This is a genomic window from Streptomyces capitiformicae (assembly GCF_002214185.1).
GTDB classification, from domain to species: Bacteria; Actinomycetota; Actinomycetes; order Streptomycetales; family Streptomycetaceae; genus Streptomyces; species Streptomyces capitiformicae.
The window spans coordinates 7,053,905-7,076,901 of sequence record NZ_CP022161.1; the positions used below are offsets into that span (position 1 = coordinate 7,053,905).

21 protein-coding genes are annotated in these 22,997 nt (G+C 68.5%); 11 read left to right on the forward strand and 10 right to left on the reverse strand.

Annotated features, from left to right (window positions below; translation table 11 throughout):
• Positions 1 to 36: 36 nt before the first annotated feature.
• Positions 37 to 888 (forward strand): carbohydrate ABC transporter permease, encoded by an 852-nt coding sequence (locus CES90_RS31505; RefSeq protein WP_189785863.1) that lies wholly within the window; start codon positions 37 to 39, stop codon positions 886 to 888.
• Here the strand turns inward: CES90_RS31505 and CES90_RS31510 are convergent.
• Positions 878 to 2,992 carry a tetratricopeptide repeat protein gene (locus CES90_RS31510; RefSeq protein ID WP_189785812.1) on the reverse strand — a complete coding sequence of 705 codons (2,115 nt, stop codon included), beginning with the start codon at positions 2,990 to 2,992 and terminating at the stop codon, positions 878 to 880. The genes CES90_RS31505 and CES90_RS31510 overlap by 11 nt on opposite strands.
• 128 nt (positions 2,993 to 3,120) lie before the next feature.
• Between CES90_RS31510 and CES90_RS31515 the strand changes: the two genes are divergently transcribed.
• Together CES90_RS31515 and CES90_RS31520 are read left to right on the forward strand one after the other, a co-directional pair.
• On the forward strand, positions 3,121 to 4,002 hold the full coding sequence (locus tag CES90_RS31515; protein ID WP_373313516.1) for a 5'-methylthioadenosine/S-adenosylhomocysteine nucleosidase family protein: 882 nt from the start codon (positions 3,121 to 3,123) through the stop codon (positions 4,000 to 4,002).
• Positions 4,003 to 4,171: 169 nt separating this feature from the next.
• Positions 4,172 to 6,082: a tetratricopeptide repeat protein gene (locus tag CES90_RS31520; protein ID WP_229914156.1), complete on the forward strand. Its 1,911-nt coding sequence runs from the start codon at positions 4,172 to 4,174 to the stop codon at positions 6,080 to 6,082.
• A gap of 9 nt (positions 6,083 to 6,091) precedes the next feature.
• Here CES90_RS31520 and CES90_RS31525 read toward each other — a convergent pair whose 3' ends face one another.
• On the reverse strand, positions 6,092 to 6,595 hold the full coding sequence (locus tag CES90_RS31525) for an ATP-binding protein (RefSeq protein WP_189785814.1): 504 nt from the start codon (positions 6,593 to 6,595) through the stop codon (positions 6,092 to 6,094).
• Positions 6,596 to 6,800: 205 nt separating this feature from the next.
• Here CES90_RS31525 and CES90_RS31530 point away from each other — a divergent pair, with 205 nt between their 5' ends.
• Together CES90_RS31530 and CES90_RS31535 are read left to right on the forward strand one after the other, a co-directional pair.
• Positions 6,801 to 7,658 (forward strand): helix-turn-helix domain-containing protein, encoded by an 858-nt coding sequence (locus tag CES90_RS31530; protein ID WP_189785815.1) that lies wholly within the window; start codon positions 6,801 to 6,803, stop codon positions 7,656 to 7,658.
• Between the two features lie 26 nt (positions 7,659 to 7,684).
• Positions 7,685 to 7,876, forward strand: a complete 192-nt coding sequence (locus CES90_RS31535) for a hypothetical protein (RefSeq protein ID WP_189785816.1) — start codon at positions 7,685 to 7,687, stop codon at positions 7,874 to 7,876.
• Positions 7,877 to 7,885: 9 nt separating this feature from the next.
• Here the strand turns inward: CES90_RS31535 and CES90_RS31540 are convergent, their stop codons facing one another.
• Positions 7,886 to 8,329: a PPOX class F420-dependent oxidoreductase gene (locus CES90_RS31540; RefSeq protein ID WP_189785817.1), complete on the reverse strand. Its 444-nt coding sequence runs from the start codon at positions 8,327 to 8,329 to the stop codon at positions 7,886 to 7,888.
• A gap of 95 nt (positions 8,330 to 8,424) precedes the next feature.
• Between CES90_RS31540 and CES90_RS31545 the strand changes: the two genes are divergently transcribed.
• A complete protein-coding gene (locus CES90_RS31545) occupies positions 8,425 to 9,207 on the forward strand; it encodes a helix-turn-helix domain-containing protein (RefSeq protein WP_189785818.1) in 783 nt (260 codons plus the stop codon).
• Between the two features lie 90 nt (positions 9,208 to 9,297).
• Here the strand turns inward: CES90_RS31545 and CES90_RS31550 are convergent, their stop codons facing one another.
• A complete protein-coding gene (locus CES90_RS31550; RefSeq protein ID WP_189785819.1) occupies positions 9,298 to 10,323 on the reverse strand; it encodes an ATP-dependent 6-phosphofructokinase in 1,026 nt (341 codons plus the stop codon).
• A gap of 244 nt (positions 10,324 to 10,567) precedes the next feature.
• Here CES90_RS31550 and pta point away from each other — a divergent pair, with 244 nt between their 5' ends.
• From pta to pyk, 3 genes are all read left to right on the forward strand, one after another.
• Complete coding sequence (gene pta / locus CES90_RS31555) at positions 10,568 to 12,667, forward strand: phosphate acetyltransferase (RefSeq protein WP_189785820.1); 2,100 nt, start codon at positions 10,568 to 10,570, stop codon at positions 12,665 to 12,667.
• A gap of 20 nt (positions 12,668 to 12,687) precedes the next feature.
• On the forward strand, positions 12,688 to 13,893 hold the full coding sequence (locus tag CES90_RS31560; RefSeq protein ID WP_189785821.1) for an acetate kinase: 1,206 nt from the start codon (positions 12,688 to 12,690) through the stop codon (positions 13,891 to 13,893).
• A gap of 123 nt (positions 13,894 to 14,016) precedes the next feature.
• Positions 14,017 to 15,447: a pyruvate kinase gene (pyk, locus tag CES90_RS31565; RefSeq protein WP_189785822.1), complete on the forward strand. Its 1,431-nt coding sequence runs from the start codon at positions 14,017 to 14,019 to the stop codon at positions 15,445 to 15,447.
• Positions 15,448 to 15,557: 110 nt separating this feature from the next.
• Here pyk and CES90_RS31570 read toward each other — a convergent pair whose 3' ends face one another.
• Together CES90_RS31570 and CES90_RS31575 are read right to left on the reverse strand one after the other, a co-directional pair.
• A complete protein-coding gene (locus tag CES90_RS31570) occupies positions 15,558 to 16,919 on the reverse strand; it encodes a hypothetical protein (RefSeq protein WP_189785823.1) in 1,362 nt (453 codons plus the stop codon).
• Entirely contained in the window at positions 16,909 to 17,535 is a 627-nt protein-coding gene (locus CES90_RS31575) for a DUF6114 domain-containing protein (protein WP_189785824.1), read from the reverse strand. The genes CES90_RS31570 and CES90_RS31575 overlap by 11 nt, the downstream gene beginning before the upstream one ends.
• Between CES90_RS31575 and CES90_RS31580 the strand changes: the two genes are divergently transcribed.
• Positions 17,534 to 17,707 (forward strand): hypothetical protein, encoded by a 174-nt coding sequence (locus CES90_RS31580; protein ID WP_189785825.1) that lies wholly within the window; start codon positions 17,534 to 17,536, stop codon positions 17,705 to 17,707. The genes CES90_RS31575 and CES90_RS31580 overlap by 2 nt on opposite strands.
• Here the strand turns inward: CES90_RS31580 and CES90_RS31585 are convergent.
• A complete protein-coding gene (locus CES90_RS31585) occupies positions 17,701 to 18,336 on the reverse strand; it encodes a DUF6230 family protein (protein WP_189785826.1) in 636 nt (211 codons plus the stop codon). The genes CES90_RS31580 and CES90_RS31585 overlap by 7 nt on opposite strands.
• Positions 18,337 to 19,021: 685 nt before the next feature.
• A complete protein-coding gene (locus tag CES90_RS31590; protein WP_189785827.1) occupies positions 19,022 to 19,999 on the reverse strand; it encodes a tetratricopeptide repeat protein in 978 nt (325 codons plus the stop codon).
• Between the two features lie 170 nt (positions 20,000 to 20,169).
• Between CES90_RS31590 and CES90_RS31595 the strand changes: the two genes are divergently transcribed.
• The gene (locus CES90_RS31595) at positions 20,170 to 20,793 is read left to right on the forward strand and encodes a TetR/AcrR family transcriptional regulator (RefSeq protein ID WP_189785828.1); all 624 of its coding nucleotides are present in this window, start codon (positions 20,170 to 20,172) and stop codon (positions 20,791 to 20,793) included.
• A gap of 82 nt (positions 20,794 to 20,875) precedes the next feature.
• Here CES90_RS31595 and CES90_RS31600 read toward each other — a convergent pair whose 3' ends face one another.
• Both CES90_RS31600 and CES90_RS31605 read right to left on the reverse strand, forming a co-directional pair.
• Positions 20,876 to 22,576: an acyl-CoA mutase large subunit family protein gene (locus tag CES90_RS31600; RefSeq protein ID WP_189785829.1), complete on the reverse strand. Its 1,701-nt coding sequence runs from the start codon at positions 22,574 to 22,576 to the stop codon at positions 20,876 to 20,878.
• Between the two features lie 75 nt (positions 22,577 to 22,651).
• On the reverse strand, positions 22,652 to 22,990 hold the full coding sequence (locus tag CES90_RS31605) for a DUF3817 domain-containing protein (RefSeq protein WP_189785830.1): 339 nt from the start codon (positions 22,988 to 22,990) through the stop codon (positions 22,652 to 22,654).
• Positions 22,991 to 22,997 lie beyond the last annotated feature (7 nt).

Consider the following 22,997-nt stretch of genomic DNA (forward strand, 5'->3'; position numbering starts at 1 on the left):
GTGACCCCCGTGACCCCTGTGACCCCTGTCGCCCCTTTGCCCCCGAGAACCCGAACTCCCGCCTCCCGCCGGGCCGTCCGCCACCGCCTGGCCGCCGACGCCGGTCTGCTGGTGGTGGCGGCCGCGTTCGTACTCCCGCTGGCGTGGGTGGTCCTGTCGTCCCTGGACGCGCAAGCGGACCTGAGGGTCAAGCTCCCTGACGGCCTCACCTTCGACAACTTCGACGCCGTCCTGACACCGGACATCACCTTCACGCCCCTGCTGAACAGCCTGCTGCTGTGCGGCGGCGGAACGGCTCTGACGGTGGCGTGCGCGGCCCTCGCCGCCTACCCGCTCTCACGGTTCCGTTCCCGCCTCAACCGCCCGTTCCTCCTGACGATCCTCTTCGCGACGAGCCTGCCGATTACGGCGATCATGGTCCCGGTGTACGCGTTGTTCGTTCAGGTGAACTTGATCGACACCATGCAAGGCACGATCTTCTTCTTCGCCGCGTCCCAACTGCCGTTTGCTATTTGGCTGATGAAGAACTTCATGGACGGCGTACCGAAGGAGTTGGAGGAGGCGGCGTGGACGGACGGCGCGTCGTCGTTTCAATCCCTGGTGCGGGTCGTGCTGCCGCTGATGGGGCCGGGCGTCGCGGTGGTGACGGTCTTCTCGTTCGTGATGATGTGGGGGAACTTCTTCGTCCCGTTCATGCTGCTGCTCACACCGGATCAGATGCCGGCGGCCGTGAGCATCAATGAGTTCTTCGGGAATCGGGGGACGGTGGTTTATGGGCAGCTGGCGGCGTTCTCGGTTATTTATTCGACGCCGGTGATTTTGTTGTATGTGGGGGTGGCGAGGCGGTTGGGTGGGGGGTTTGCTTTGGGTGGGGCGGTCAAGGGGTGAGGATTTCATTCGCCGCAGTGCGCGCGGCGGCTGCTTCGGTGGGGGCGTTGGCGCGGGTGTAGGCGTCGGCGGCCTGGAGGTAGTGAGCGCGGGCTTCGGCGGGGCGGTGCGCGTCCTTATGAGCGAAGGCCAGGTTTTGCAGGGTGGTGCCTGCGCGGTACCAGTCCTCGAACTGCTGGTAGATCTCCAGAGCCCTGCCGTGCGCCTCGATCGCTTCCTCCGTCCGGCCCGTGTTCCGCAGGACGGTGCCGAGGTTGTTCCACGTCACGGCCTCGGCGTGGGGGTGCCTGGCGGCTTGGTATAGGTCGCGGGCACGGGTGAGAGCCTCGATCGCCTCCTCCGCAAGGCCTGCCTGTCCCAGGGCACGCCCGACGTTGTTCCACGCGATGGCCTCGCTGCGACGGTCCCCGGCGGCTTGGTATAGGTCGCGGGCGCGGGTGTGAGCCTCGATCGCCTCCTCCACAAGGCCCGTCGCCCGCAAGGCCCCGCCAAGGTTGTTCCACGCGCTGGCCTCCCGGTGGCGGTCCCCGACGGCTTGGTATAGGTCGCGGGCGCGGGTGTGAGCCTCGATCGCCTCCTCCGCAAGGCCTGCCGCTTGCAGGGCGCCGCCGAGGTTGTTCCACGCAATGGCCTCGCGGACGTTATCCCCGGTGTGGTGGGCGGTCTCCCGCGCAGCCCGGCAGACCGTGATCAAGTCATCGAAGTACCGCCGCCAGTGGAGATACACCCCCAGGCATGCGGCTAACCTCCCCGCCGCGTCCGCGAACCGCTCCTCCTTCCCCCACGACACCGCAGCCACCAGCCCGGCCCGCTCCCCGTCGAACCACGCCAACGCCTCCTCCCGATCGCTGAACCGCTCAGGCTCCGGTTTCCCCGGCAGCCACTGCAACCGGTCGTCCGCCGCATCCGCCCACCGGCAGTAAAACTCCAACATCCGCTGCCGCGCAGCCTCCCCCTCCTCCCGCAACCCCACATCCCCCGCCACCACACCCACCCCGAACGCCCGCACCAAGTCATGCAACCGCCACCGCCCACGCCCACTCCCCCGCTCGACGAGGTGCGCACGGGCCAGCGCGTCCAACGTGCGGATCGGCGGCGTGTCCGCCCCCGTCAAGGCGGTGACGACTTCGGTGGTCACCTCGGCCCCCGGAGCAAGCGAAAGCAGCCGCAGCAGCCGAGCCTGGTCGGGCGGCAGCCGCCGGTATGACAGGTCGAAGGCGGCGCGGACACTGCGCTCGCCGTCGTCGAGGTGGACGAGACGGTCGTGGAACTCGGAGAGTTCGGCAGCGAGTTCGGCCACAGGCTTATCCCGATCCAGCACAAGCAACGCCGCCGCGATCTGGAGGGCCAGCGGCAGATGCCCGCAGAAGGCAGCAAGTTCGGCCGCCGGCCCGGTCTCGTCTACGACACGACTGTCGGCCGGATCGGCGATCCGCAGAGCCCGTTCGAGAAGCTCGTACGCCTCCTGCGGCGTGAGCTCGTCCAACGGCAACAGCCTCGCCCCCAGCTGGGGCAACTTACTGCGCGAGGTGACGAGCAACCGATGCCGTACGTCACCCGGCAGCAACGGCCGCACCTGCTCCGGTGAGGACGCGTTGTCGGCACAAATCAGCACCGCACCCCGCTCCCGCCCTCGCTCGGCCAGCACCGACCGGTAGAGCGCCGCCCGCTCATCCGCCCGCACCGGAATATGCTCCGGCTCCACACCCAACGCCCGCAGCAACGCCTCCAGCGCCTGCTCTCCGCTCACCGGATCGTCGTCGTACCCATGCAGATCCAGGAAGAGCGTCCCGCCCGGAAACCAGCCCTTCCCACACGCCTCGTGCGCTGCCTCCACCGCGAGCGCGGTCTTGCCGATGCCACCGAGCCCGGACAAAGCGGCCACCAAGACCATCTCTGGCTCGCTACTGGCCCTGGGATCGAGCGCGTCGAGCAGCGTACGCAATTCGTCTTCGCGCCCGGTGAAGCCCACGGCCGGCGCGGGCAGGGCGTCCAGCGCGGTGGGCGCGGGCCCATGGTCGTGGTACCCCGCGTTAACTGTGAACGGACCGTTGAACTCCCCGCCCTGGAAGTCGAGGTGGTTCCCGCCATACCTAGTCGTCATCTCGCCCGCCGTCCCCCGCACCGAACCCACCACCCGCAAGCATCACGCAGGCAATGCCCCTACCGTACGCCGCACGACCCCACCCAACGCCGGTCCGGAACAACCCACTTGGCAGTACCGTAAATACCGTGCCGGAGACAAAACCCACCACGCGCCCCATGCCCACCGTGGCGGTCCTCACCGCGCTGTCGCTCGAATACGGCGCCGTACTGGACCACCTCACGGACGTCGAGAAGCTCACCCACCCGCGCTACGGCACGAGGGCCAGGCGGGGCAGGCTCCCCGGCACTCCGTGGCGCATCGCGCTGGTCGACATGGGCGAGGGCACCCTCACCGCGGCCACGCTCACGGAGCGCGTGCTGTCGTGGCTGGAGCCCGAGGCGGTGCTGTTCGTCGGGGTCGCGGGCGGACTCAAGGACGACATCGAGATCGGCGACGTCGTCGTCGCGACCAAGGTGTACGCCATCCACGGCGGCAAGCAGACCCCCGACGGTTTCCTGGACCGCCCGGAGGCATGGCGCGCCTCGCACCGCCTGGAACAGGCGGCCAAGGAGGCGCTACGCGGCAGGGCGCACTTCAAGCCGATCGCGGTTGGGGATGTCGTCCTGGCGGACGCCGACTCCGAACTCACCGCCCGCATCAAGCGCACGTACAACGACGCCGTTGCGATTGAGATGGAGAGTTCGGGCGTCGCCCACGCCGTCCACCTCGCCGGCGAGGCAGGCGCCCTGATCATTCGGGGCATCAGCGACAAGGCAAACTCGGACAAGACCACCGAGGACGGCAAGGGCTCCCAGCCTCGGGCGGCCGTGAACGCCGCCGCGGCCGCCGTGGCGGTACTGCGGGAGCTGGAGCCGAGGCCCACGGTGGCCTCCGACCCTCGGGAGGGTCCCTTTCGCAGCGACAACAGCACCGAGAACACCGTCTACGGCGGAGACCACTTCGATTTCCGGGGCAGCACGTTCAACGGGCCCTTCACAGCCAAGTCGGACGGGCGGGACGTGCGGTAACGCCCACCAGGTCCACGGCCCGGTGCCAGTAGCGAGCAGCACCCTCCCACCCCGCCCCCTCGGCTTCACAGGCCGATCCGCAGAACTGGACCGTCTGCTACCCCGCCTCGCCCCCGCCCCGAACGGCGACACGGCCGCGCTCCCCCTCCTCATCTCCGCCGTCACCGGCATGGGCGGCATCGGCAAGACGGCGCTGGCTGTGGAGGCGGCGCACCAGGCCCGCGCGAAGGGCTGGTTCCCCGGCGGCACCCTCTTCGTCGACCTGCGCGGCTACGACGACAACCCGGTTACGGCGGACCAGGCGGTCCTGGCCCTGCTCGACGCGCTTGGTGTACGCGACGCCGACCTGCCGGAGAGGACCGAACGGCAATACGACGCGTACCGCACGCTCCTCACGGCGCGACACGAGCGCATGCTGCTGATCCTGGACAACGCCTCGGACCCGTCCCAGTACCTCCCCCTGCTGCCCGGCACGGACCAACACCGCGTACTGATCACCTCCCGAGACAGCCCGAACGCCCTCCCCATACGCATCATCGACCTCGAAGCCCTCGTGCCGGACGAGTCCGTCGCCCTAGTGACCTGCGCTCTACACGACGCTGACGAACGCGACGAACGCCCGTCCCGCGAACTGGACTCCCTACGCGAACTCACTGCCCTCTGCGGCCACTTGCCGCTTGCTCTCCAAATCGCCGCCGCCATGCTCCGCCAGCGTCGGCACCGCTCCATCTCCTCACTCGTGGCCGAGATCAAGGAGGCCGAGGACCCGACCATCGTGCTCGACAACGGCAGTCCTGGCACAGACCTGTACGGCCGCTCACTCGTCCTCCGGCCTGTCTTGGAGACCTCGTACCGCCGACTGCCACCTGCCCAAGCCCGGTTGCTGCGCCTGCTATCCCTCGCCCCCGGCTCGGAGACAACCACGGAGGCGGTGACTGCCCTGGCCGACCTGGGCACGGAGGCCGCGTCGCTGTCTTTGTTGGAGAACTTGGCCGCCACCCATTTGGTAGCGCCGGTCCAGAGTGGGGAGGGGTCGGCTTCGGTGCTGCGGTGGCAGTTGCATGACCTGGTACGTGCGTTCGCGGTGAGTGTGGTGGCAAGGGATCAGGGTCTACGGAAGGAGGGGGAGACAGCGCGGGAGCGGGTGTTGACGTTCTACTACCGATGGGCGGATGCGGCTGATGACCGGTTGCGGTGGCTGCCGGGGGCGGTGGAACCGGAACGGTTCACGGGCCGGAAGGAGGCATTGGAGTGGCTTGACGGGGAGCGGGCGGGACTGGTGGCAGCTGTGCTGTGGGCGCGCGAGGAGCGCTTCACGGACACAGCAGTGCGGCTGGCCGGATGCCTGGCTCAGTATCTCGACTGGCGGCGGTACTTCGACGACTTGATCACGACCATGCGGGCCGCGCGGGAGGCCACCCACCGTGCCGGGAATGTCTTGGGCGAGTCCATGGCATGGAACAACCTGGGTATCGCCCTACGCAAGGTGGGCCGGAGGGACGAAGCCATCGACGCCCACACCTGCGACCGCGATCTGTGCCAGGCCGCCAAGGACCGACCCGGCGAGGCTGATGCGTGGAACAACCTCGGCAACGCCTTCCTGGAAGCGGACCGGGTGGAGGAAGCGATCAACGCGCTCACCCGCGCCCGCGACCTGCACCAAGTCACCGGGAACCGCCAGGGCGAGGCCGATGCGTGGAACAACCTCGGCAGCGCCCTAAAGAAGGCGGACCGGACGGAAGAGGCGATTAAAGGCCACACCCGCGCCCGCGACCTGTACCGGGTCACCCAGGATCGCCACGGCGAGGCCGTGGCCTGGAACAACCTCGGCTGCGCTCTGCCAAACGAGGAGTGGGAGGAGGCAATCGAGGCGTGCAGCAGGGCCCTGGAGATCTTCCAGGAGTTCGAGGACTGGTACGAGACAGGCCAGACGCTCCACAACCTGGCACTCGCCCACGAGGAGGCCGCCCGCACCGCCGAAGCTCGCGCCCACCATCTCCGGGCCGCCGACGCGTTCACCCGCGCCAACGCCCCGGACCAAGCCGCGCAATCCCGCGCGGACGCGGAGAACCTCGAATAGCGCCCATCCTCACCTCACTTCCGAATACCCCCGAGCCGCCCACCTCGGCAGCACCACCCACATCCGCGTCCCACCCCCAGGCTCCCGAGCCTCCCCAAACCCCCACTCCCCCTTACACGCCCGCACCACGCACCCCAACACCCACAGCGCACCTCTCCTCCGCGCATCGCAAGCCGCCTCCAGCTTCGGATGGCCGTGCCGCCGATGCCCGTCGTAGAGGACCACCTCCAAGTCACTGTTGCGGTAACGCAGCGACAGATACGCCTCCGTGTCCGGCGTGAACTTCCAGGCGCAGGCGACGAGTTCACCCACCACCTGAACCGCTGGGTCGACGATGTCCCGCATCCCGTACGTCTGGAGCACGACCCGGGTGTACGCCCTGGCGATCCCGGGCGACAGCGGCCCGAGGGACATGGTGAGGCGATAGTCCAGGTCCTCGGGATGCGACGGCGGCACGACCTCCGGAACGTCTCCGAACACGGGGCACTTCAGGACGGCAAGCTGTGCGGACATAGGCAACTCCCTTTTCAGCAGGGCGATTTCAGGCCGACGACACGGCTACGCCTTCCCACCACGCAGGCCGTGAGCAACTGGTCACCGACTGTAGGGCAAGCAGGGGAACGTGTGCCACTTACTCACACACATTGCCTCCATGGAGTTGGACCATCACCCCGCGCCCAGTGCAAACTGACCCCGACGACCCACCAGAAGGGGACCCATGCCAACAAGGCCCGCGCCGACGGAACGTCAGAAGCGTCTCGGGGCCGAGCTGCGCAGGATGCGGCTGGCCACCGGGCAGACCACGGAGTACGCCGCCGGGCTGCTCGGTCTGGACCGGACGAAGGTGTCCAACATGGAGGCGGGCGTCCGGGCCATCTCGCCCGAGCGCATCCGGATACTGGCCAGCAACTACGACTGCGCCGACAAGGCATACATCGACGCCCTGGTCGCCATGGCCGACGCACGGAAGCGGGGGTGGTGGCAGCAGTACCGGGGCACGCTGCCCCAAGGACTACTGGACGTCGCCGAGTTGGAGTGGTTCGCCGCGCGGCTGCGCAGCTACCAGACCGTGCACATCCCGGGGCTGCTCCAGCTCGGCGAGTACGCCCGTGCCATCTTCACCGCCGCGCTCCCGCCCCTGCCCAAGTCAGAGGTCGAACTTCGCGTCGTACAACGCCTGCGGCGGCAACAGCTGCTCGACCGTGAGCAGCCCGAGCCCCCGCGCTACACCGCATACATCCACGAGTGGGCCCTGCGCATGCAGTTCGGCGGCCGACGGGCCATGCGCGAGCAGCTCGGCCACCTGTGCGAGTCCTCCGAGCGCGACAACGTCGACGTACGCGTCCTTCCCGTCGAGGCCGGAGCCTTCCCCGGCGCCGGGCACGCCGTCCTCTACGCCGACGGTGCCGTGCCCCAACTCGACACCGTGCAACTGGACTCCGCGCACGGCGGCGAGTTCACTCACTCCGAGGCGCAGCTCGCCAAGTACCGATCGCACATGGAGTGGTGGCACGCCCGCACGCTCAGCCCTCAGGACTCACGCGACCTCATCCACTCCATCGCCCGCCAGCTCTGACCTCGACAACCCGAGAGGGAACCGCCATGCCGGACATCACCTGGGAAGAACCCTTCTGCTCCGAGGGCAACAACTGCTTCCGCCTCGGCACCGACCCCACCGGCAACGCCTACATAGCCATAGCCGGCCACGAGGACACCTACCTCACCGACACCCGCGAAGCCCTCCGCACCCTCATCCGCGACATCAAGGCAGGCAAGGCCGACCACCTGCTCTGACCACCCGCGCTAACCCAGCTTCCCCGGCCGGAACGGCTCCACCCCCACAACCCTCCGCACCCGCACCGGCTCGATCAGAATCATCAGGCGCCGCTCCCCGGGCAGGAGCCACGGATACCGCTCCTCCCCGATGTACTTCCGCGTCAGCCGATCCATGGCCCGTTCCGCCTCCTCCCCCTCGACGAACCGCACCACCCGCCCCCGGATCTCGGCCCGGTCGTACGGATTCCCGGAATCGATGTGGGACAGGGAGACGCTCGGGTTGCGCCGGAGGTTCTCCTCCTTCACGCGCCCCACCGACGTGTTGACCATGACGTACTCACTCTCGCCATCCCTCTCGATGTCCACCCACATGGGTGACACCTGAGGCGCCCCGTCCGGCCCGACCGTCGCCAAGTGCCAGAAGTTCGGCGCGAGAAGGCGCCCACGTATGTGCCCGTCCAGCTTCGTCATACGGTCACCTCTACCCAGAGGTCCCCAGGGATCCGCACTCAGGCCACTTCCACAACACATGCCACAGGAACCGTAGTTTCCTACAATCCGTGATTATGGCTGAACAGCCCGTAGTCACCGCAGCCCCACACCCCTACGTTGTGCGCGTGCACCGACGCTCAGCCCATGAACGGCAGCCCCAGCACCCGACCCCCCACCCACCCCCACCCCCGCCCCCACACCCGCAGCCGGACGCCCAGGCAGCCGCCCCGCCCTTCAACGCCCCGGCAGCTCGAAAACTCCGTATGGCCCTCGGCATGGGACCCGAGCACGTCGCCTACGGGATGCGCACCTCGTACGGGCTCCCCTACGTCACCCCGGACATGGTCAACGCCTGGGAACACGGCATGTTGGCGCCGACGAGCCTCGAACTCACCGCACTCGCGGGCATGTTGTGGTGCTCGCCGGATGAACTCATCGGCACACCCCGGACGTTACGAGAGCACCGCGCGGCGCGTGGGCTCGCCGCCGAGGACGTCGCGCACGCGGTCGGCATCGATCTCTCCCTCTACCTGCGCATGGAGGAGACCGACGAATGGCGCGGCACGGACCGCCAGTCCGCCGCCCTCGCCGACGTACTCGACCTCGCGCTCCCCGACCTCGTCGCCGTCACGGGACGCGAGCCGAAGTTGGTCGAGCTGCTCCACAACGCGGTCACCACACGCTGGCAGGCATACGTACGGCCGACGGCGAAACTCCTGCTCCTCGACAAACGCCTCCTGCAAGACGTCCTCCAGGAGATGCACACCGACTACCAGGACCGAACGACCGCCGGCCGCGAGTACCTGGACCGGATCGTCGACCACTTCTGGACACTGGTCCAGCGAACTTCGTACTAGCTCGTCCCAGGAAGCCCCAGAACCCCTACGAACCCCTAGGGCCCCAGAACCCCTACGAACCCCTAGGACCCCTAGGACCCCTATGAACCCCTAGAACACCGACTCCGCCTCATCCATCCGATCCTTCGGCACCGTCTTCAACTCGGTCACCGCCTCCGCGAGCGGCACCATCACGATGTCCGTCCCGCGCAGCGCGGTCATCCGCCCGTACTCCCCGTGATGCGCGGCCTCGACCGCGTGCCAGCCGAAGCGCGTGGCGAGCACCCTGTCGTACGCGGTCGGGGTGCCGCCCCGCTGGATGTGGCCCAGAATGACCGGCTTGGCCTCCTTGCCGAGGCGCCGCTCCAGCTCGTACGCGAGGGCGGCGCCGATGCCCTGGAAACGCTCATGCCCGAACTGGTCGATCTCGCCGTGGCCGTAGTCCATCGTGCCCTCGGCGGGATGCGCGCCCTCGGCCACACAGACAACGGCGAACTTCTTGCCCCTCGCGAAGCGCTCCTCGACCATCTTCACCAGGTCAGCGGGGTCGAACGCACGCTCCGGCAGGCAAATACCGTGCGCACCCGCCGCCATCCCGGACTCCAGCGCGATCCATCCGGCGTGGCGGCCCATGACCTCCACCACCATCACGCGCTGGTGTGACTCGGCGGTCGTCTTCAGACGGTCCATCGCCTCCGTGGCGACCCCGACCGCCGTGTCGAAACCGAAGGTCCGGTCCGTCGACGAGATGTCGTTGTCGATCGTCTTCGGGACACCGACCACCGGCAGACCGGCGTCGCTCAGCATCCGCGCGGCCGTCAGCGTGCCCTCGCCGCCGATGGGGATGAGTACGTCGATGCCGAACTGATGCGCCATGTCCTGCGCGTTCTCGCAGGCCTCGCGGAGGCGGTCCCGCTGGAGACGTGACGAGCCCAGGATCGTGCCGCCGCGGGCGAGGATGCCGCTGACGGACTCCAGGTCGAGGCTGCGGTAGCGGCCGTCGAGGAGACCGGCGTAGCCGTCCTCGAAGCCGATGACCTCGTCGCCGTAGTGGGCGACCGCTCGGTGCACGACCGACCGGATCACCGCGTTCAGGCCCGGACAGTCGCCGCCTGCGGTCAGAACTCCGATACGCATCGTCCTGTGTCTCCTGATCGTCCTGATCGTCGTGCTCGGTGCTGGTACTTGTGAGCCAGTCCGATTGTTTCACGGCTCACAGGGGGCTGCCGTGCCCGTAGCACCTACCCGCCCGAGCCGCGAACTGACGGGCGCCTTATCCATCGACAAGGGTATTGTCAAGAGGGTTTCCGTCCGCCGCAGCGGTCATTTTCACCCACGGCAATCACACAAACTCAACCATCACACGAAACGGAGAGCACACGTGACGCGCAGCGTGTACGTGACCGGGATCGACCGCGGCGACGGCCGTCAGGTCGTCGAGCTGGGGATCATGGAGCTCCTGACCCGCCAGGTCGACCGGGTGGGGGTGTTCCGGCCACTGCTGCACCACGGCCCGGACCGGCTCTTCGAACTGCTGCGCGCCCGTTATCGGCTCTCCCAGGACCCGGCGACCGTGTACGGCATGGACTACCACGAGGCGTCCACGCTCCAGGCCGAGCACGGTATCGACGAGCTCGTCTCGACCCTCGTCGACCGGTTCCACGCCGTCGCCCGTGACTACGACGTCGTCCTCGTCCTGGGTACGGATTTCGCCGACACCCAGTTCCCCGACGAGCTGGCCCTCAACGCCCGGCTCGCGAACGAGTTCGGCGCCTCCGTCATCTCCGTCGTCGGCGGGCGGAAGCAGACCGCCGAGTCCGTTGCCGCCGAGACGCACAACGCGTACCGGGCCTACGCGGGGCTCGGCTGCGACGTCCTCGCCATGGTCGTGAACCGGGTCGCGCCCGGCGACCGGGCCGAGATAGCCGAGCGGCTCCAGGACTCCCGGCTGCCGCTCCCCGTCCCCTCCTACGTCCTGCCCGACGAGCCCGCGCTCGCCGCGCCCACCGTCGCCCAGATCACCCACGCCCTCGGCGGCAAGGTGCTTCTCGGCGACGACTCGGGGCTGGCGCGTGACGCGCTGAACTTCGTCTTCGGCGGGGCCATGCTGCCGAACTTCCTCAACGCCCTGACCCCGGGCTGTCTGGTCGTCACCCCGGGCGACCGGGCGGACCTCGTCGTCGGGGCCCTCGCCGCTCACAGCGCGGGCACGCCGCCCATCGCCGGTGTGCTGCTCACCCTCAACGAGCGGCCCAGCGACGAGGTCCTCACCCTCGCCGCCCGGCTCGCGCCCGGCACCCCGGTGGTCGCCGTCGAGAGCGGGTCCTTCCTCACCGCGTCCGAACTCTTCTCCATGGAGGGGAAGTTGAGCGCGGTGACGCCGCGCAAGGCGGAGACGGCGCTCGGGCTCTTCGAGCGGTACGTCGACACGGCCGAGCTGCGCACCCGGGTCTCGGCGCCCAGCAGCGACCGGATCACGCCGATGATGTTCGAGCACACCCTGCTCGAACAGGCCCGCTCCGACCGGCGCCGCGTGGTCCTCCCCGAGGGCACCGAGGAGCGCGTGCTGCACGCGGCCGAGGTGCTCCTGCGCCGGGGTGTCTGCGACCTCACGCTCCTCGGGCCCGTCGACCAGATCCGCAAGAAGGCCGCCGACCTGGGCATCGACCTCGGCGGCTGTCAGCTCATCGACCCGCAGACCTCCGAGATCCGGGACACCTTCGCCGAGAAGTACGCCCAGTACCGGGCCCACAAGAACGTGAGCATGGAGCTGGCGTACGACGTCGTGTCCGACGTGAACTACTTCGGCACGCTCATGGTCCAGGAGGGGCTCGCCGACGGCATGGTGTCGGGGTCGGTGCACTCCACGGCCGCCACCATCCGGCCCGCTTTCGAGATCATCAAGACAAGGCCGGACGCCGGCATCGTCTCGTCCGTCTTCTTCATGTGCCTCGCCGACAAGGTGCTCGTCTACGGCGACTGCGCCGTGAACCCCGACCCGAACGCCGAGCAGCTCGCCGACATCGCCATCCAGTCCGCCGCCACCGCCCGGCAGTTCGGGGTGGAGCCGCGGATCGCGATGCTGTCGTACTCCACCGGTACGTCCGGCTCGGGCGCCGACGTCGACAAGGTGCGGGAGGCAACGGAGATCGTACGGTCCCGGCGGCCCGATCTGAAGATCGAGGGGCCGATCCAGTACGACGCCGCCGTCGAGCCGAGTGTCGCCGCCACCAAGCTGCCCGACTCCGAAGTCGCCGGCCAGGCAACCGTGTTGATCTTCCCGGACCTCAACACCGGCAACAACACCTACAAGGCCGTGCAGCGCTCGGCCGGCGCTCTCGCCGTCGGGCCGGTCCTCCAGGGGCTGCGCAAGCCGGTCAACGACCTGTCCCGCGGCGCCCTGGTCCAGGACATCGTCACCACGGTCGCCATCACCGCGATCCAGGCCCAGACGCCCACCACCCCGCCCGCTGCCCAGTGAACGCCTACAGAAAGCACACCGTGACCGCCACCCGCGTCCTCGTCCTCAACTCCGGCTCCTCCTCGGTGAAGTACCAGCTGCTCGACATGCGCGACAGCAGCCGGCTGGCCGTGGGCCTGGTCGAGCGGATCGGCGAGGAGAGCTCCCGGCTGAAGCACACCCCACTCAACGACGGCGGCGCCTCCCGCGAGCGCACGGAGTCGATCGCCGACCACGCGGCCGCCCTCCAGGCCGTCGCCGAGGAACTGGCGAAGGACGGGCTCGGCCTCGACTCGCCCGAACTGGCCGCCATCGGGCACCGCGTCGTGCACGGAGGGCAGAGCTTCACCGAGCCCACGGTCGTGAACGACGCCGTGCTCGCCGAGATCGAGCGGCTGATCCCGGTGGCGCCGCTGCACAACCCGGCCAACCTGACGGGTATCCGTACGGCCCGGGCGCTGCGCCCCGACCTCCCGCAGGTCGCCGTCTTCGACACGGCCTTCCACACGACGATGCCGGAGTCGGCCGCCCGCTACGCGATCGACGTGGAGACCGCCGACACGCACCGCATCCGGCGCTACGGCTTCCACGGCACCTCACACGCGTACGTCTCCCGGGCGACGGCCGAGCTGCTGGGCAGGTCCCCGGAGGACGTGAACGTCATCGTGCTGCACCTCGGCAACGGGGCGTCCGCCTCCGCCGTACGCGGCGGGGAGTGCGTGGACACCTCGATGGGGCTGACGCCTTTGGAGGGGCTGGTGATGGGTACGCGGTCCGGTGACATGGACCCTGCCGTCATCTTTCATTTGATGCGCGTTGGCGGAATGTCCACGGACGAGATCGACACTCTCCTCAACAAGAAGAGCGGTCTGATCGGTCTGTGCGGCGACAACGACATGCGGGAAATACGCCGTCGTATCGACGAGGGCGACGAACGCGCGAAGCTGGCGTTCGACATCTACATTCACCGGTTGAAGAAGTACATCGGTGCCTACTACGCGGTCCTCGGCCGGGTGGACGCGATCGCGTTCACAGCGGGGGTCGGCGAGAACTCGGCGCCCGTGCGGAAGGCCGCCGTGGCGGGCCTGGAGCAACTGGGCCTGGCCGTGGACGACGAGCTCAACGCCGTACGGAGTGACGAGCCGCGGCTGATCTCACCGGCCGGCGCTCGGGTGGCGGTCGCGGTGGTGCCGACGGACGAGGAACTGGAGATCGCGACACAGACATACGCCCTCGTGGAGGCCTGAAAAGGCCTACCCATAGGTAACTGGGAGGGTTCGCACGGGCCCTCAACTGAGCGGCATTCCGCCCTTTTGTGTTTTCCATCAGACGGAATATTCCGTAGCGAAACAAACCGATAGGATCGCCCCATGCGCCGTTCGAAAATCGTTTGTACTCTCGGCCCCGCGGTCGACTCCCATGAGCAGCTTGTCGCGCTGATCGAGGCCGGCATGAACGTGGCCCGCTTCAATTTCAGCCACGGCAGCCACGCCGAGCACCAGGGCCGCTACGACCGCCTCCGCGCCGCGTGCGCCGAGACCGGCAAGGCCATCGGTGTCCTCGCCGACCTGCAGGGCCCGAAGATCCGTCTGGAGACCTTCGCCGAGGGTCCGGTGGAGCTGGTGCGCGGTGACGAGTTCACCATCACTGCCGAGGACGTGCCGGGCGACAAGCAGATCTGCGGTACGACGTACAAGGGGCTGCCCGGTGACGTCGCCCCCGGCGACCAGGTCCTCATCAACGACGGCAACGTCGAGCTGAAGGTCCTCGAGGTCGACGGTCCGCGGGTGCGCACGGAGGTCATCGAGGGCGGTGTCATCTCGGACCACAAGGGCATCAACCTGCCCGGCGCGGCCGTGAACGTGCCCGCGCTGTCCGAGAAGGACGTCGAGGACCTGCGGTTCGCGCTGCGGATGGGCTGCGACCTGGTGGCGCTCTCCTTCGTCCGGGACGCGGGCGATGTGCGGGACGTCCACAAGGTGATGGACGAGGTGGGCCGCCGGGTCCCCGTCATCGCCAAGGTGGAGAAGCCGCAGGCGGTCGAGAACATGGAGGACGTCGTGATGGCGTTCGACGGCGTGATGGTCGCCCGTGGCGACCTGGCCGTCGAGTACCCGCTCGAGAAGGTCCCCATGGTGCAGAAGCGGCTCATCGAGCTGTGCCGCCGCAACGCCAAGCCGGTGATCGTGGCGACCCAGATGATGGAGTCGATGATCACCAACTCCCGCCCCACGCGCGCCGAGGCGTCCGACGTCGCCAACGCGATCCTGGACGGCGCGGACGCGGTCATGCTGTCGGCGGAGTCCAGCGTGGGCGCGTACCCGCTGGAGACGGTCCGTACGATGTCGAAGATCGTCGCGGCGGCCGAGGAGGAACTGCTCTCCAAGGGCCTCCAGCCGCTGGTGCCGGGCAAGAAGCCGCGGACGCAGGGTGGTTCGATCGCCCGTGCCGCCTGCGAGATCGCCGACTTCCTCGGTGGCCGGGCCCTGGTGGCCTTCACGCAGTCCGGTGACACCGCCCGCCGGCTGTCCCGCTATCGCGCGTCGCAGCCGATCATCGCCTACACCACCGACGAATCCACCCGTAACCAGCTGGCGCTCAGCTGGGGTGTCGAGTCGCATGTCGTGCCGTTCGTGAACAGCACCGACGAGATGGTCGACCTGGTCGACCACGAGATGGTCAAGCTCAACCGTTTCAACGTGGGCGACATCGCCGTCATCACCGCCGGTTCGCCCCCCGGTGTCCCGGGCACCACGAACATGGTCCGGGTGCACCACCTGGGCGGCGGCGCACGCGACTGACGCGACGCCGAGGCCCTACAGGCCGTACGTACGACAGTGAGGGCGCCCCCTGCGGACAGGGGGCGCCCTCACTGTGTTGTGCGGCTCCCGAACGGGTCCTGTGCGACTGCTCAGTCGGTCATGAACTGGTGCATGCCCGGCACGGTCAGCGTTCCGCCGAACTGGCCCGCCTGGACGACCTTCACCTTGGTGAAGTAGATCAGCGGGATGTCCAGCGGCGGCGGGTGCCTCGGGTCGAAGGTCACCGGGATCAGGCCGAGCAGGTTGCCGGAGATGCTCTCCGTGTACATGACCGTCGTGCCGTCGCGGATGGTGGACGTGGTGCCCTTGCCGGCCTGCACGTGGTAGGTGACGCCGGCCTGCTTGTCCTCGACCGTCTGGTGCAGGTCGCCGATGTCCGAGCCGTCGGAGACGACGTACTTCAGGACCTCCTTGACCGAGCCGTTGGCGGTCTTCACCTTGACGACGCCCTTGTAGGAGGCGCCCTTCAGCAGCAGCGAGCTGGCGTTCAGGTACCACGGGTCGTCGGGCAGCGGCGGGATGCCCTGCTCGATGCCGCTCTCGTCGTCCGTTGCGGCCGGGCAGTCCTCCGCGTTCACCCCGTCGCTCGGGGACGGGCTCGGGGACACGGTCTCGTCGTCGGCGGTGTCGTCAGCCGTGTCGTCGGTCGTGTCCTCGGCGGTGTCGGTGACGTCCTTCGCGGTGTCCTCGACCTTGTCCGCGGCGTCGTCGGCGGTGTCCTTCGCGTCCTTGGAGGCGTCGGACGAGTCCGTGTTCCCGGACGAGCCGGAGGTGTCGTCCGTGGCCGAGGGGGACGGCGTGGCCGAGGGCGTGGCGCCGGCCGACGTCTCCTTGTCGTCCGGCGTGAACAGGTCCTCGAGCGCGGTGCCGATGTCGTCCAGGACGTTGCCACCGGTCTCGGGGGCGGACGGCGACGGCGTGGCCGTGGCGCCCGCGGCCTCCTTCCCGGCGGTGTCCTCGGTCGTGGACTCGCCCGTGTCGGACGTCTCCTTGTCGCCGGAACCTGAATCCGACGAAGAGGAGCCGTCGGAGGACGTGTCGTCCGACGCCGAGTCGTCCGAGGAGCCCGTGTCCGAGTCCGTCGGCGTGTCATCGTCCGTCGCCGTGCCGTCGTCCGCCGTGCCGTCGCTCTCCGAGGCGGACGGGGAGGGCGTGGGCGAGGCCGTGGCGTCGTCGCCGTCCTCGGCGGCCTCCAGGGCCTCCACGCAGTCCTTGTACTCGTCGGCCGTCAGGCTCTGCGACGCCGGGTCCTCGGCGCGGGCGAGCGTGAGCGTGGGCGTGAAGCCCGTACCCATGAGGACCGCCGTCGGCATCGCCGCCAGGGCTATCGCCTTGCCCGCCGGCATCTTGAGCCGGGTGAGAAGGGGCTTCTTGGGCGCCGCGTGCCGCGGTCCGGATCTCGCACGGGACTCTCCCACCGAAGTCCCGTGGGTCACCTCGTCAGCCGGCACTGTGCCTCCCGTTCGTCCCGTTCGTGGGGGTGGTACCTGACAGGTCGTCACCCTCGCCGTTCGCCGCCCCGTTCACCGAGCCCGCTGCGGCGGGTTCCGGGGCGTCGCCCTTGTGGAGGTCGACCTGACCTTGCTGTGCCATGCCTTGGGGAGCCGCAGCCTGGGGAGCCGTGTCCTGGCGCGTCGGCATGCTGTACGTGGACGGCACCGCCGCCTCCTCGCGGCCCGGCGCCCAGGCGATGGCCATCGCGCCACCGACCAACGAGAGCAGGAAGCCGACACCGAAGCCACCGAGGTTGGAGACCGGGATCGACACCAGCGCCAGGAGGATCGCCGCGGTACCGGCGAAGGTGCGTACGTGCCGCTGGAACCACAGGCTGACCCCGAGCACCACCAGCAGCACGCCGATGATGAGGGATCCGGCACCACCGGTCGTCGCCATGGCGAGCGTCAGATGACCGATCTGCAGGTTCGCGTACGGCAGGTACATGATCGGGAAACCGCCGAGCAGTACCAACAGGCCCGCCCAGAAGGGGCGACTGCCCCTCCAGTCGCGGAAGCGCCGCCGAAAGGCGTGGAGATAGTCTTCGTTCTGCCCCGTTGACTCGGCGCTCATGGACAACAGCTCCCTGGAACGGTGTTGCTGTGAGAAGTTCACGTACGCCGCGTACGAGGCGCGCGTACTGATTTCACGTACGGAACTCGCGTACGCGGCGTTCGCGCACGGCGAGAAAGACGGGCGGGCGAAGAAGCTGGGCCCCCTCGCCCGCCCACGGAGTGCTCAGTAGCACTCCACGACGCCCTTGTGGAGCGACATCTTCAAGTTGCTCAGCTTGAAGGTTCCGGCAGTGGTCGCCCACGCCGTCTGCTTCACATCGGTCAGCGTGGCCGAGTCGGCCTGCTGGGCGAACCCGTAGGGGTTGGCCTGCTCCTTGCCGCCCTTCATGCCCGGACCCTTGTTGGCGTCCTTGGCCGCCACACCGATGTCGATGCCACGGAAGGTGGCATCCGCCGAGAGGTCCTCGACGTCGATGTAGAGGTTCTCGGCCTCGACCTTCTTGCCACCGGTACCGGCGGTCAGCTTGAGGCTGACGCTACCGAGGATCGGGACGTTCGGGGTGACGACCGACTGGCACATGTTGGAGATCTCCGCGTTCTTGAACGCGGAGACGGCGACGGGGTGAATCGTCTTCTCGCCCTTGAGGGTGTAGCCCTCGTCGAGCGCCCCGTACTGCGAGAAGCCCGTACCGTCGAGCCGGTCAGCCGTCACCTTGAACGACTGGCCCGACACGCTGAACGACGCGGCGAGAGCACCCTGCGCGAGGGCGACACCTATCGCTGCCGTCGCGGCGACGCTGGGCACCATGACCACAGCGAACCGCTTCCATCTGGTCCCGCCACGCACCTGGGACTCCATATTTCCTCCTTCTCGGACGTACATCTCCTGACCGGCTCGCCCCGTGGAACGGCGGCTCGGCCGGGCAGGGATGGGAGAAGTGCTACGTCCTCGGTAAGGAGAGCGCCCGCGCTCGACGGCGCGTACAGCGCCCGAATCACCGGCGATCACCCCCGAGCGACAACCACTGGTCGCGCCTGACACGCATCACGCACAACCTGCTGGACAGGCTCTGCCGTTGAGCAGAGACCCCCCTGTCCAAGAGCCGGCGCCACTGTCGCCGGCTCTACTCGGTGGGGACCCAGAAAACCCGTTGACCCGACTGGCCGGCGGGGTACGGGAATGGACCGAGCGTCGCCGATCGTGGTGCATTCTCGCCGCCCCCGCAAGGGGGTTCGTTACTGGCTAGTAACGGACGGATAACCGAACAACGACCCATCGGCATCGGTCAACAACCCAGGGTGGCCCCGAGTGAGGCGGCACATCGGTGAACACTCGGACAGACTCCGACAGAATGACGACATTCTCTTACTGCCAGTAACAGCGGCCGCGATTACCAAGATTTGGTAAAGCGCGGCCGCAGTGTCGCTGTGTCGGCAAATCTTTCACCCACGCCTCACGCGCCACGGCACTTCGGGCCGGGGCGCGCACAACCCCGCCCCACGGGGTCGCGCGCGGGCGATCGATGGCGATCGATGACGATCGATCAGAACAGGGCCCGCGCCAACGCCCGCCGCGCCGCGGTCACCCGCGGATCGTCGGACCCGACCACCTCGAACAGCTCAAGCAGCCGCAGCCGTACGGCATCCCGGTCCTCCCCGGCCGTGCGCCGCACCGTGTCGATGAGTCGACCGAACGCGTCGTCCACATGTCCGCCGACGAGGTCGAGGTCCGCCGCCGCGATCTGTGCCTGGGCGTCAGCGGGGTTCTCGGCGGCCGCCTTGCGCACCTCCTGCGGGTCGGCGCCCTGCACCCGCTGCAGCAACTCGGCCTGCGCGAGGCCCAGTTTGGCCTCGCTGTTGCCCGGGTCGTCGATCAGCACGTTCTTGTACGCCTGCACCGCACCGCCGAAGTCGCCCGCGTCCAGCGCGTGTACGGCGGCTTCGAGCAGGTGGTCGTAGGGGCCCGCCGGGGTCTGCGGGGCCTCCTCGGTGGCGGCGCCGGGCTCGGCGTCCGGGTCCACCACGAGGCCGGTGAGACCGAAGCGCTGCTCGGCGACCTGCACGAGCTGGTCGAGGGTGGCGCGGATCTGCTGCTCGGGGGCGGCGCCCTGGAAGAGGGGCAGCGCCTGCCCGGCCACCACAGCGAAGACCGCCGGAATCCCTTGGATCCCGAACTGCTGCATCAACATCTGGTTGGCGTCGACATCGATCTTGGCGAGGACGAACTTGCCGTTGTACTCGACGGCCAGCCGCTCCAGCACCGGGCTGAGCTGCTTGCAGGGCTGGCACCACTCGGCCCAGAAGTCGATGACGACGGGCACCTCGGTGGACCGCTGCAGAACCTCGCTCTCGAACCCGGCCTCATCGACATCGATGACCAGGTCGGCCGGAGAGACCGCCCCTCCCCCGCCCTGCCTGGCCGCTTCGGCGCGCGCCTGCTCCGCCTTCGCCTTGGCCTCCTGGGCCGCCTTCACCGCGGCGAGGTCGACGACTCCGCTCATGGACATGTTCCGTGGCTGCATGAGTACATCCTCCCCCCTCAGAGCGCACGCGTGAAAAGCGACAGCCTTTCGATACGTGTCGTAGCGTAACTGCACTGGCGACTCCTATATACCCACCCCCCGGTGATCTGCCTCACGGCAACACACAAGACATGCCGAAGCCCCCGGGAACGGCCGGATATGGTCGGCGGATGCAGAGCCGCAGCCCCGCCCCACGCGCCACCGGCCGCCCGCGCAGCGCCGCCGCGGACACCGCGATCCTGGCGGCGACCCGCGAGGCCCTGGTCGAACTCGGCTGGTCCAAGCTGACACTTGGCGACGTGGCGGCACGGGCCGGAGTCGCGAAAACGACCCTCTACCGCCGCTGGGCGGGCAAGAACGAACTGGTCGTGGACGCCGTCGCCGCCCTCTTCGACGAACTCCGCCTCCCCGACCGCGGCAGCCTGGCCGCCGACATCGAGGGCGTGGTCCTCCAGTTCGCGACGATCCTGGCCCGCCCGGAAGCCAAAAGCGGCCTGATGGCGGTCGTAGCCGAAGCCACCCGCGACGAGGCCCTGCGCGAACGCATCCGCACCTCCATCGTCGACCGCCAAAAACGCCTGGTCCTGGAAGGCCGCACCCGAGCCCAGTCCCGAGGCGAACTCCCCCCGGAACAGAACCCCACCACCGCCGCCCACACGGCCGACCTGATCTTCGACGTAGTAGCGGGCGCGGTAGTCCACCGCACATTGGTCAGCACACAACCAGCGGACGAAGCCTGGGCAAAGGCCTTCACGGCGCTGTTGCTGGAGGGCTTGAAGGGATCGCCCCGTTAGAGCCGCGTCCCTTCAGGGGCGGGGGGAACTGCGCGACAAGCCACGACCCACCCGCACCCGCCCAACCACCCCGACCCAACCCCTAGAACCCAGCCGGCTCCGTATACACCCCCCACTCCTCCCGCAACACCCCACAAATCTCCCCCAACGTCGCCTCGGCCCGCACCGCGTCCAACATCGGCCCGATCATGTTGGCCCCACCGCGCGCGGCAACCAGCATGGCATCCAGCGCGCGGCGCACAGCCGCGTCGTCCCGCCCACCCTTCCGCCCCGCAAGCACCCGCACCTGCTCCCGCTCCACCTCATGACTCACCCGAAGAATCTCCAGATCCCCGGTCACAGACCCGTGATGGACATTCACGCCCACCACCCGCTTCGACCCCTTCTCCAGAGCCTGCTGATACCGGAACGCCGACTCCGCGATCTCCCCGGTGAACCACCCGTCCTCGATCCCCCGCAGAATCCCGGACGTGACAGGCCCGATCGGATGCCGCCCATCGGGATGCGCCCGCAGCCCCCGCTCCTTGATCTGCTCGAAGATCCTCTCCGCGTCGGCCTCGATCCGATCGGTCAACTGCTCCACGTACCACGAACCCCCCAGCGGATCCGCGACATTGGCGACCCCGGTCTCCTCCATGAGTACCTGCTGCGTACGCAGCGCGATCTCGGCGGCCTGCTCACTCGGCAGCGCGAGGGTCTCGTCCAGGGCGTTGGTGTGCAGGGAGTTGGTCCCCCCGAGCACCGCGGAGAGCGCCTCCACCGCCGTACGCACCACGTTGTTGTACGGCTGCTGCGCGGTCAGTGAGACACCCGCGGTCTGCGTATGGAACCGCAGCCACTGCGCCTTCTCGGAGCGCGCCCCATACACATCCCGCATCCACCGCGCCCAAATCCTGCGCGCCGCACGGAACTTGGCGATCTCCTCGAAGAAATCGACATGCGCGTCGAAGAAGAAGGACAGCCCCGGCGCGAACACATCCACGTCCAGCCCACGGCTGAGCCCCAGCTCCAGATACCCGAACCCGTCCGCGAGCGTGTACGCCAGCTCCTGCGCGGCCGTGGCCCCCGCCTCCCGAATGTGGTACCCGGACACGGACAGCGGCTTGTACGCCGGGATCTCGGCCGCGCAGTGCTCCATCAGATCGCCGATGAGCCGCAGATGCGGCTCGGGCTGGAAGAGCCATTCCTTCTGCGCGATGTACTCCTTGAAGATGTCGGTCTGCAGCGTCCCGTTCAGCACGGCCGGATCGACACCCTGCCGCTCGGCGGCGACGAGATACATGCAGAAGACAGGCACAGCCGGCCCGCTGATCGTCATGGACGTGGTGACGTCCCCCAGCGGAATGTCCCGGAACAGGACCTCCATGTCGGCGGCGGAGTCGATGGCCACCCCACAGTGCCCGACCTCCCCCAGGGACCGGGGATCATCGGAGTCCCGCCCCATGAGCGTCGGCATGTCGAACGCGACGGACAGCCCCCCGCCCCCTTGGGCGAGGATCATCTTGTACCGCTCGTTCGTCTGCTCGGCGTTCCCGAAGCCCGCGAACTGCCGAATGGTCCACGTCCGCCCCCGATACCCGGTCGGATAGAGCCCCCGCGTGAACGGAAACTCCCCCGGCCACCCGATCCGCTCGAACCCCTCGTACACATCCCCGGCCCGCGGCCCGTACACCGGCTCCACAGGATCCCCGGACAGCGTGGTGAAGTCCCCCTCGCGCTTCCGCGCGGCGTCGTACCGGGCCTGCCAGCGTCGGCGACCCTCTTCGATGGCGTCAGCGTCCATGCCACCAATTTACTTGGACGTCCAAGTAAATGTCGACGGCAGACCGCCGCACGCGTGTCCGTACGGCGGTAGGCGCTACGCCTTGGCGGTCGCGAACGAGCTGTCCGCGATCTTCGCCTCCACCTCGCGGCTGACCTTGCGCTCCACGAAGAAGGCTGCCGTCGGGATGGTGCCCGCCAGCAGCACCCACAGCTGCTTCTTGACCCGCCACTTCGCCTTGGAGCCGAGATCGAAGGCGAAGACCAGGTAGAGGACGTACAGCCAGCCGTGCGCGAGGCTGACGACGTATGTGAAGTCCGCGGCCCCGTCCAGGTCGAGCACGTACTTCCCGATCATGCCGAGGGTCAGCAGAATCAGCAGAACACCGGTGACATAGGCCAGGACGCGATAGCGGGTCAGCACGCTCTTTTTCATGCGTACG

Bases quoted from the DNA above. Each gene is read 5' to 3' on its own strand.
- CES90_RS31510 (WP_189785812.1), bottom strand. From the start codon at position 2,992: ATGACGACTAGGTATGGCGGGAACCACCTCGACTTCCAGGGCGGGGAG.
- CES90_RS31520 (WP_229914156.1), top strand. From the start codon at position 4,172: ATGGGCGGCATCGGCAAGACGGCGCTGGCTGTGGAGGCGGCGCACCAG.
- CES90_RS31525 (WP_189785814.1), bottom strand. From the start codon at position 6,595: ATGTCCGCACAGCTTGCCGTCCTGAAGTGCCCCGTGTTCGGAGACGTT.
- CES90_RS31530 (WP_189785815.1), top strand. From the start codon at position 6,801: ATGCCAACAAGGCCCGCGCCGACGGAACGTCAGAAGCGTCTCGGGGCC.
- CES90_RS31535 (WP_189785816.1), top strand. From the start codon at position 7,685: ATGCCGGACATCACCTGGGAAGAACCCTTCTGCTCCGAGGGCAACAAC.
- CES90_RS31540 (WP_189785817.1), bottom strand. From the start codon at position 8,329: ATGACGAAGCTGGACGGGCACATACGTGGGCGCCTTCTCGCGCCGAAC.
- CES90_RS31545 (WP_189785818.1), top strand. From the start codon at position 8,425: ATGGCTGAACAGCCCGTAGTCACCGCAGCCCCACACCCCTACGTTGTG.
- CES90_RS31550 (WP_189785819.1), bottom strand. From the start codon at position 10,323: ATGCGTATCGGAGTTCTGACCGCAGGCGGCGACTGTCCGGGCCTGAAC.
- pyk (WP_189785822.1), top strand. From the start codon at position 14,017: ATGCGCCGTTCGAAAATCGTTTGTACTCTCGGCCCCGCGGTCGACTCC.
- CES90_RS31580 (WP_189785825.1), top strand. From the start codon at position 17,534: ATGGACAACAGCTCCCTGGAACGGTGTTGCTGTGAGAAGTTCACGTAC.
- CES90_RS31575 (WP_189785824.1), bottom strand. From the start codon at position 17,535: ATGAGCGCCGAGTCAACGGGGCAGAACGAAGACTATCTCCACGCCTTT.
- CES90_RS31585 (WP_189785826.1), bottom strand. From the start codon at position 18,336: ATGGAGTCCCAGGTGCGTGGCGGGACCAGATGGAAGCGGTTCGCTGTG.
- CES90_RS31590 (WP_189785827.1), bottom strand. From the start codon at position 19,999: ATGCAGCCACGGAACATGTCCATGAGCGGAGTCGTCGACCTCGCCGCG.
- CES90_RS31595 (WP_189785828.1), top strand. From the start codon at position 20,170: ATGCAGAGCCGCAGCCCCGCCCCACGCGCCACCGGCCGCCCGCGCAGC.
- CES90_RS31600 (WP_189785829.1), bottom strand. From the start codon at position 22,576: ATGGACGCTGACGCCATCGAAGAGGGTCGCCGACGCTGGCAGGCCCGG.
- CES90_RS31605 (WP_189785830.1), bottom strand. From the start codon at position 22,990: ATGAAAAAGAGCGTGCTGACCCGCTATCGCGTCCTGGCCTATGTCACC.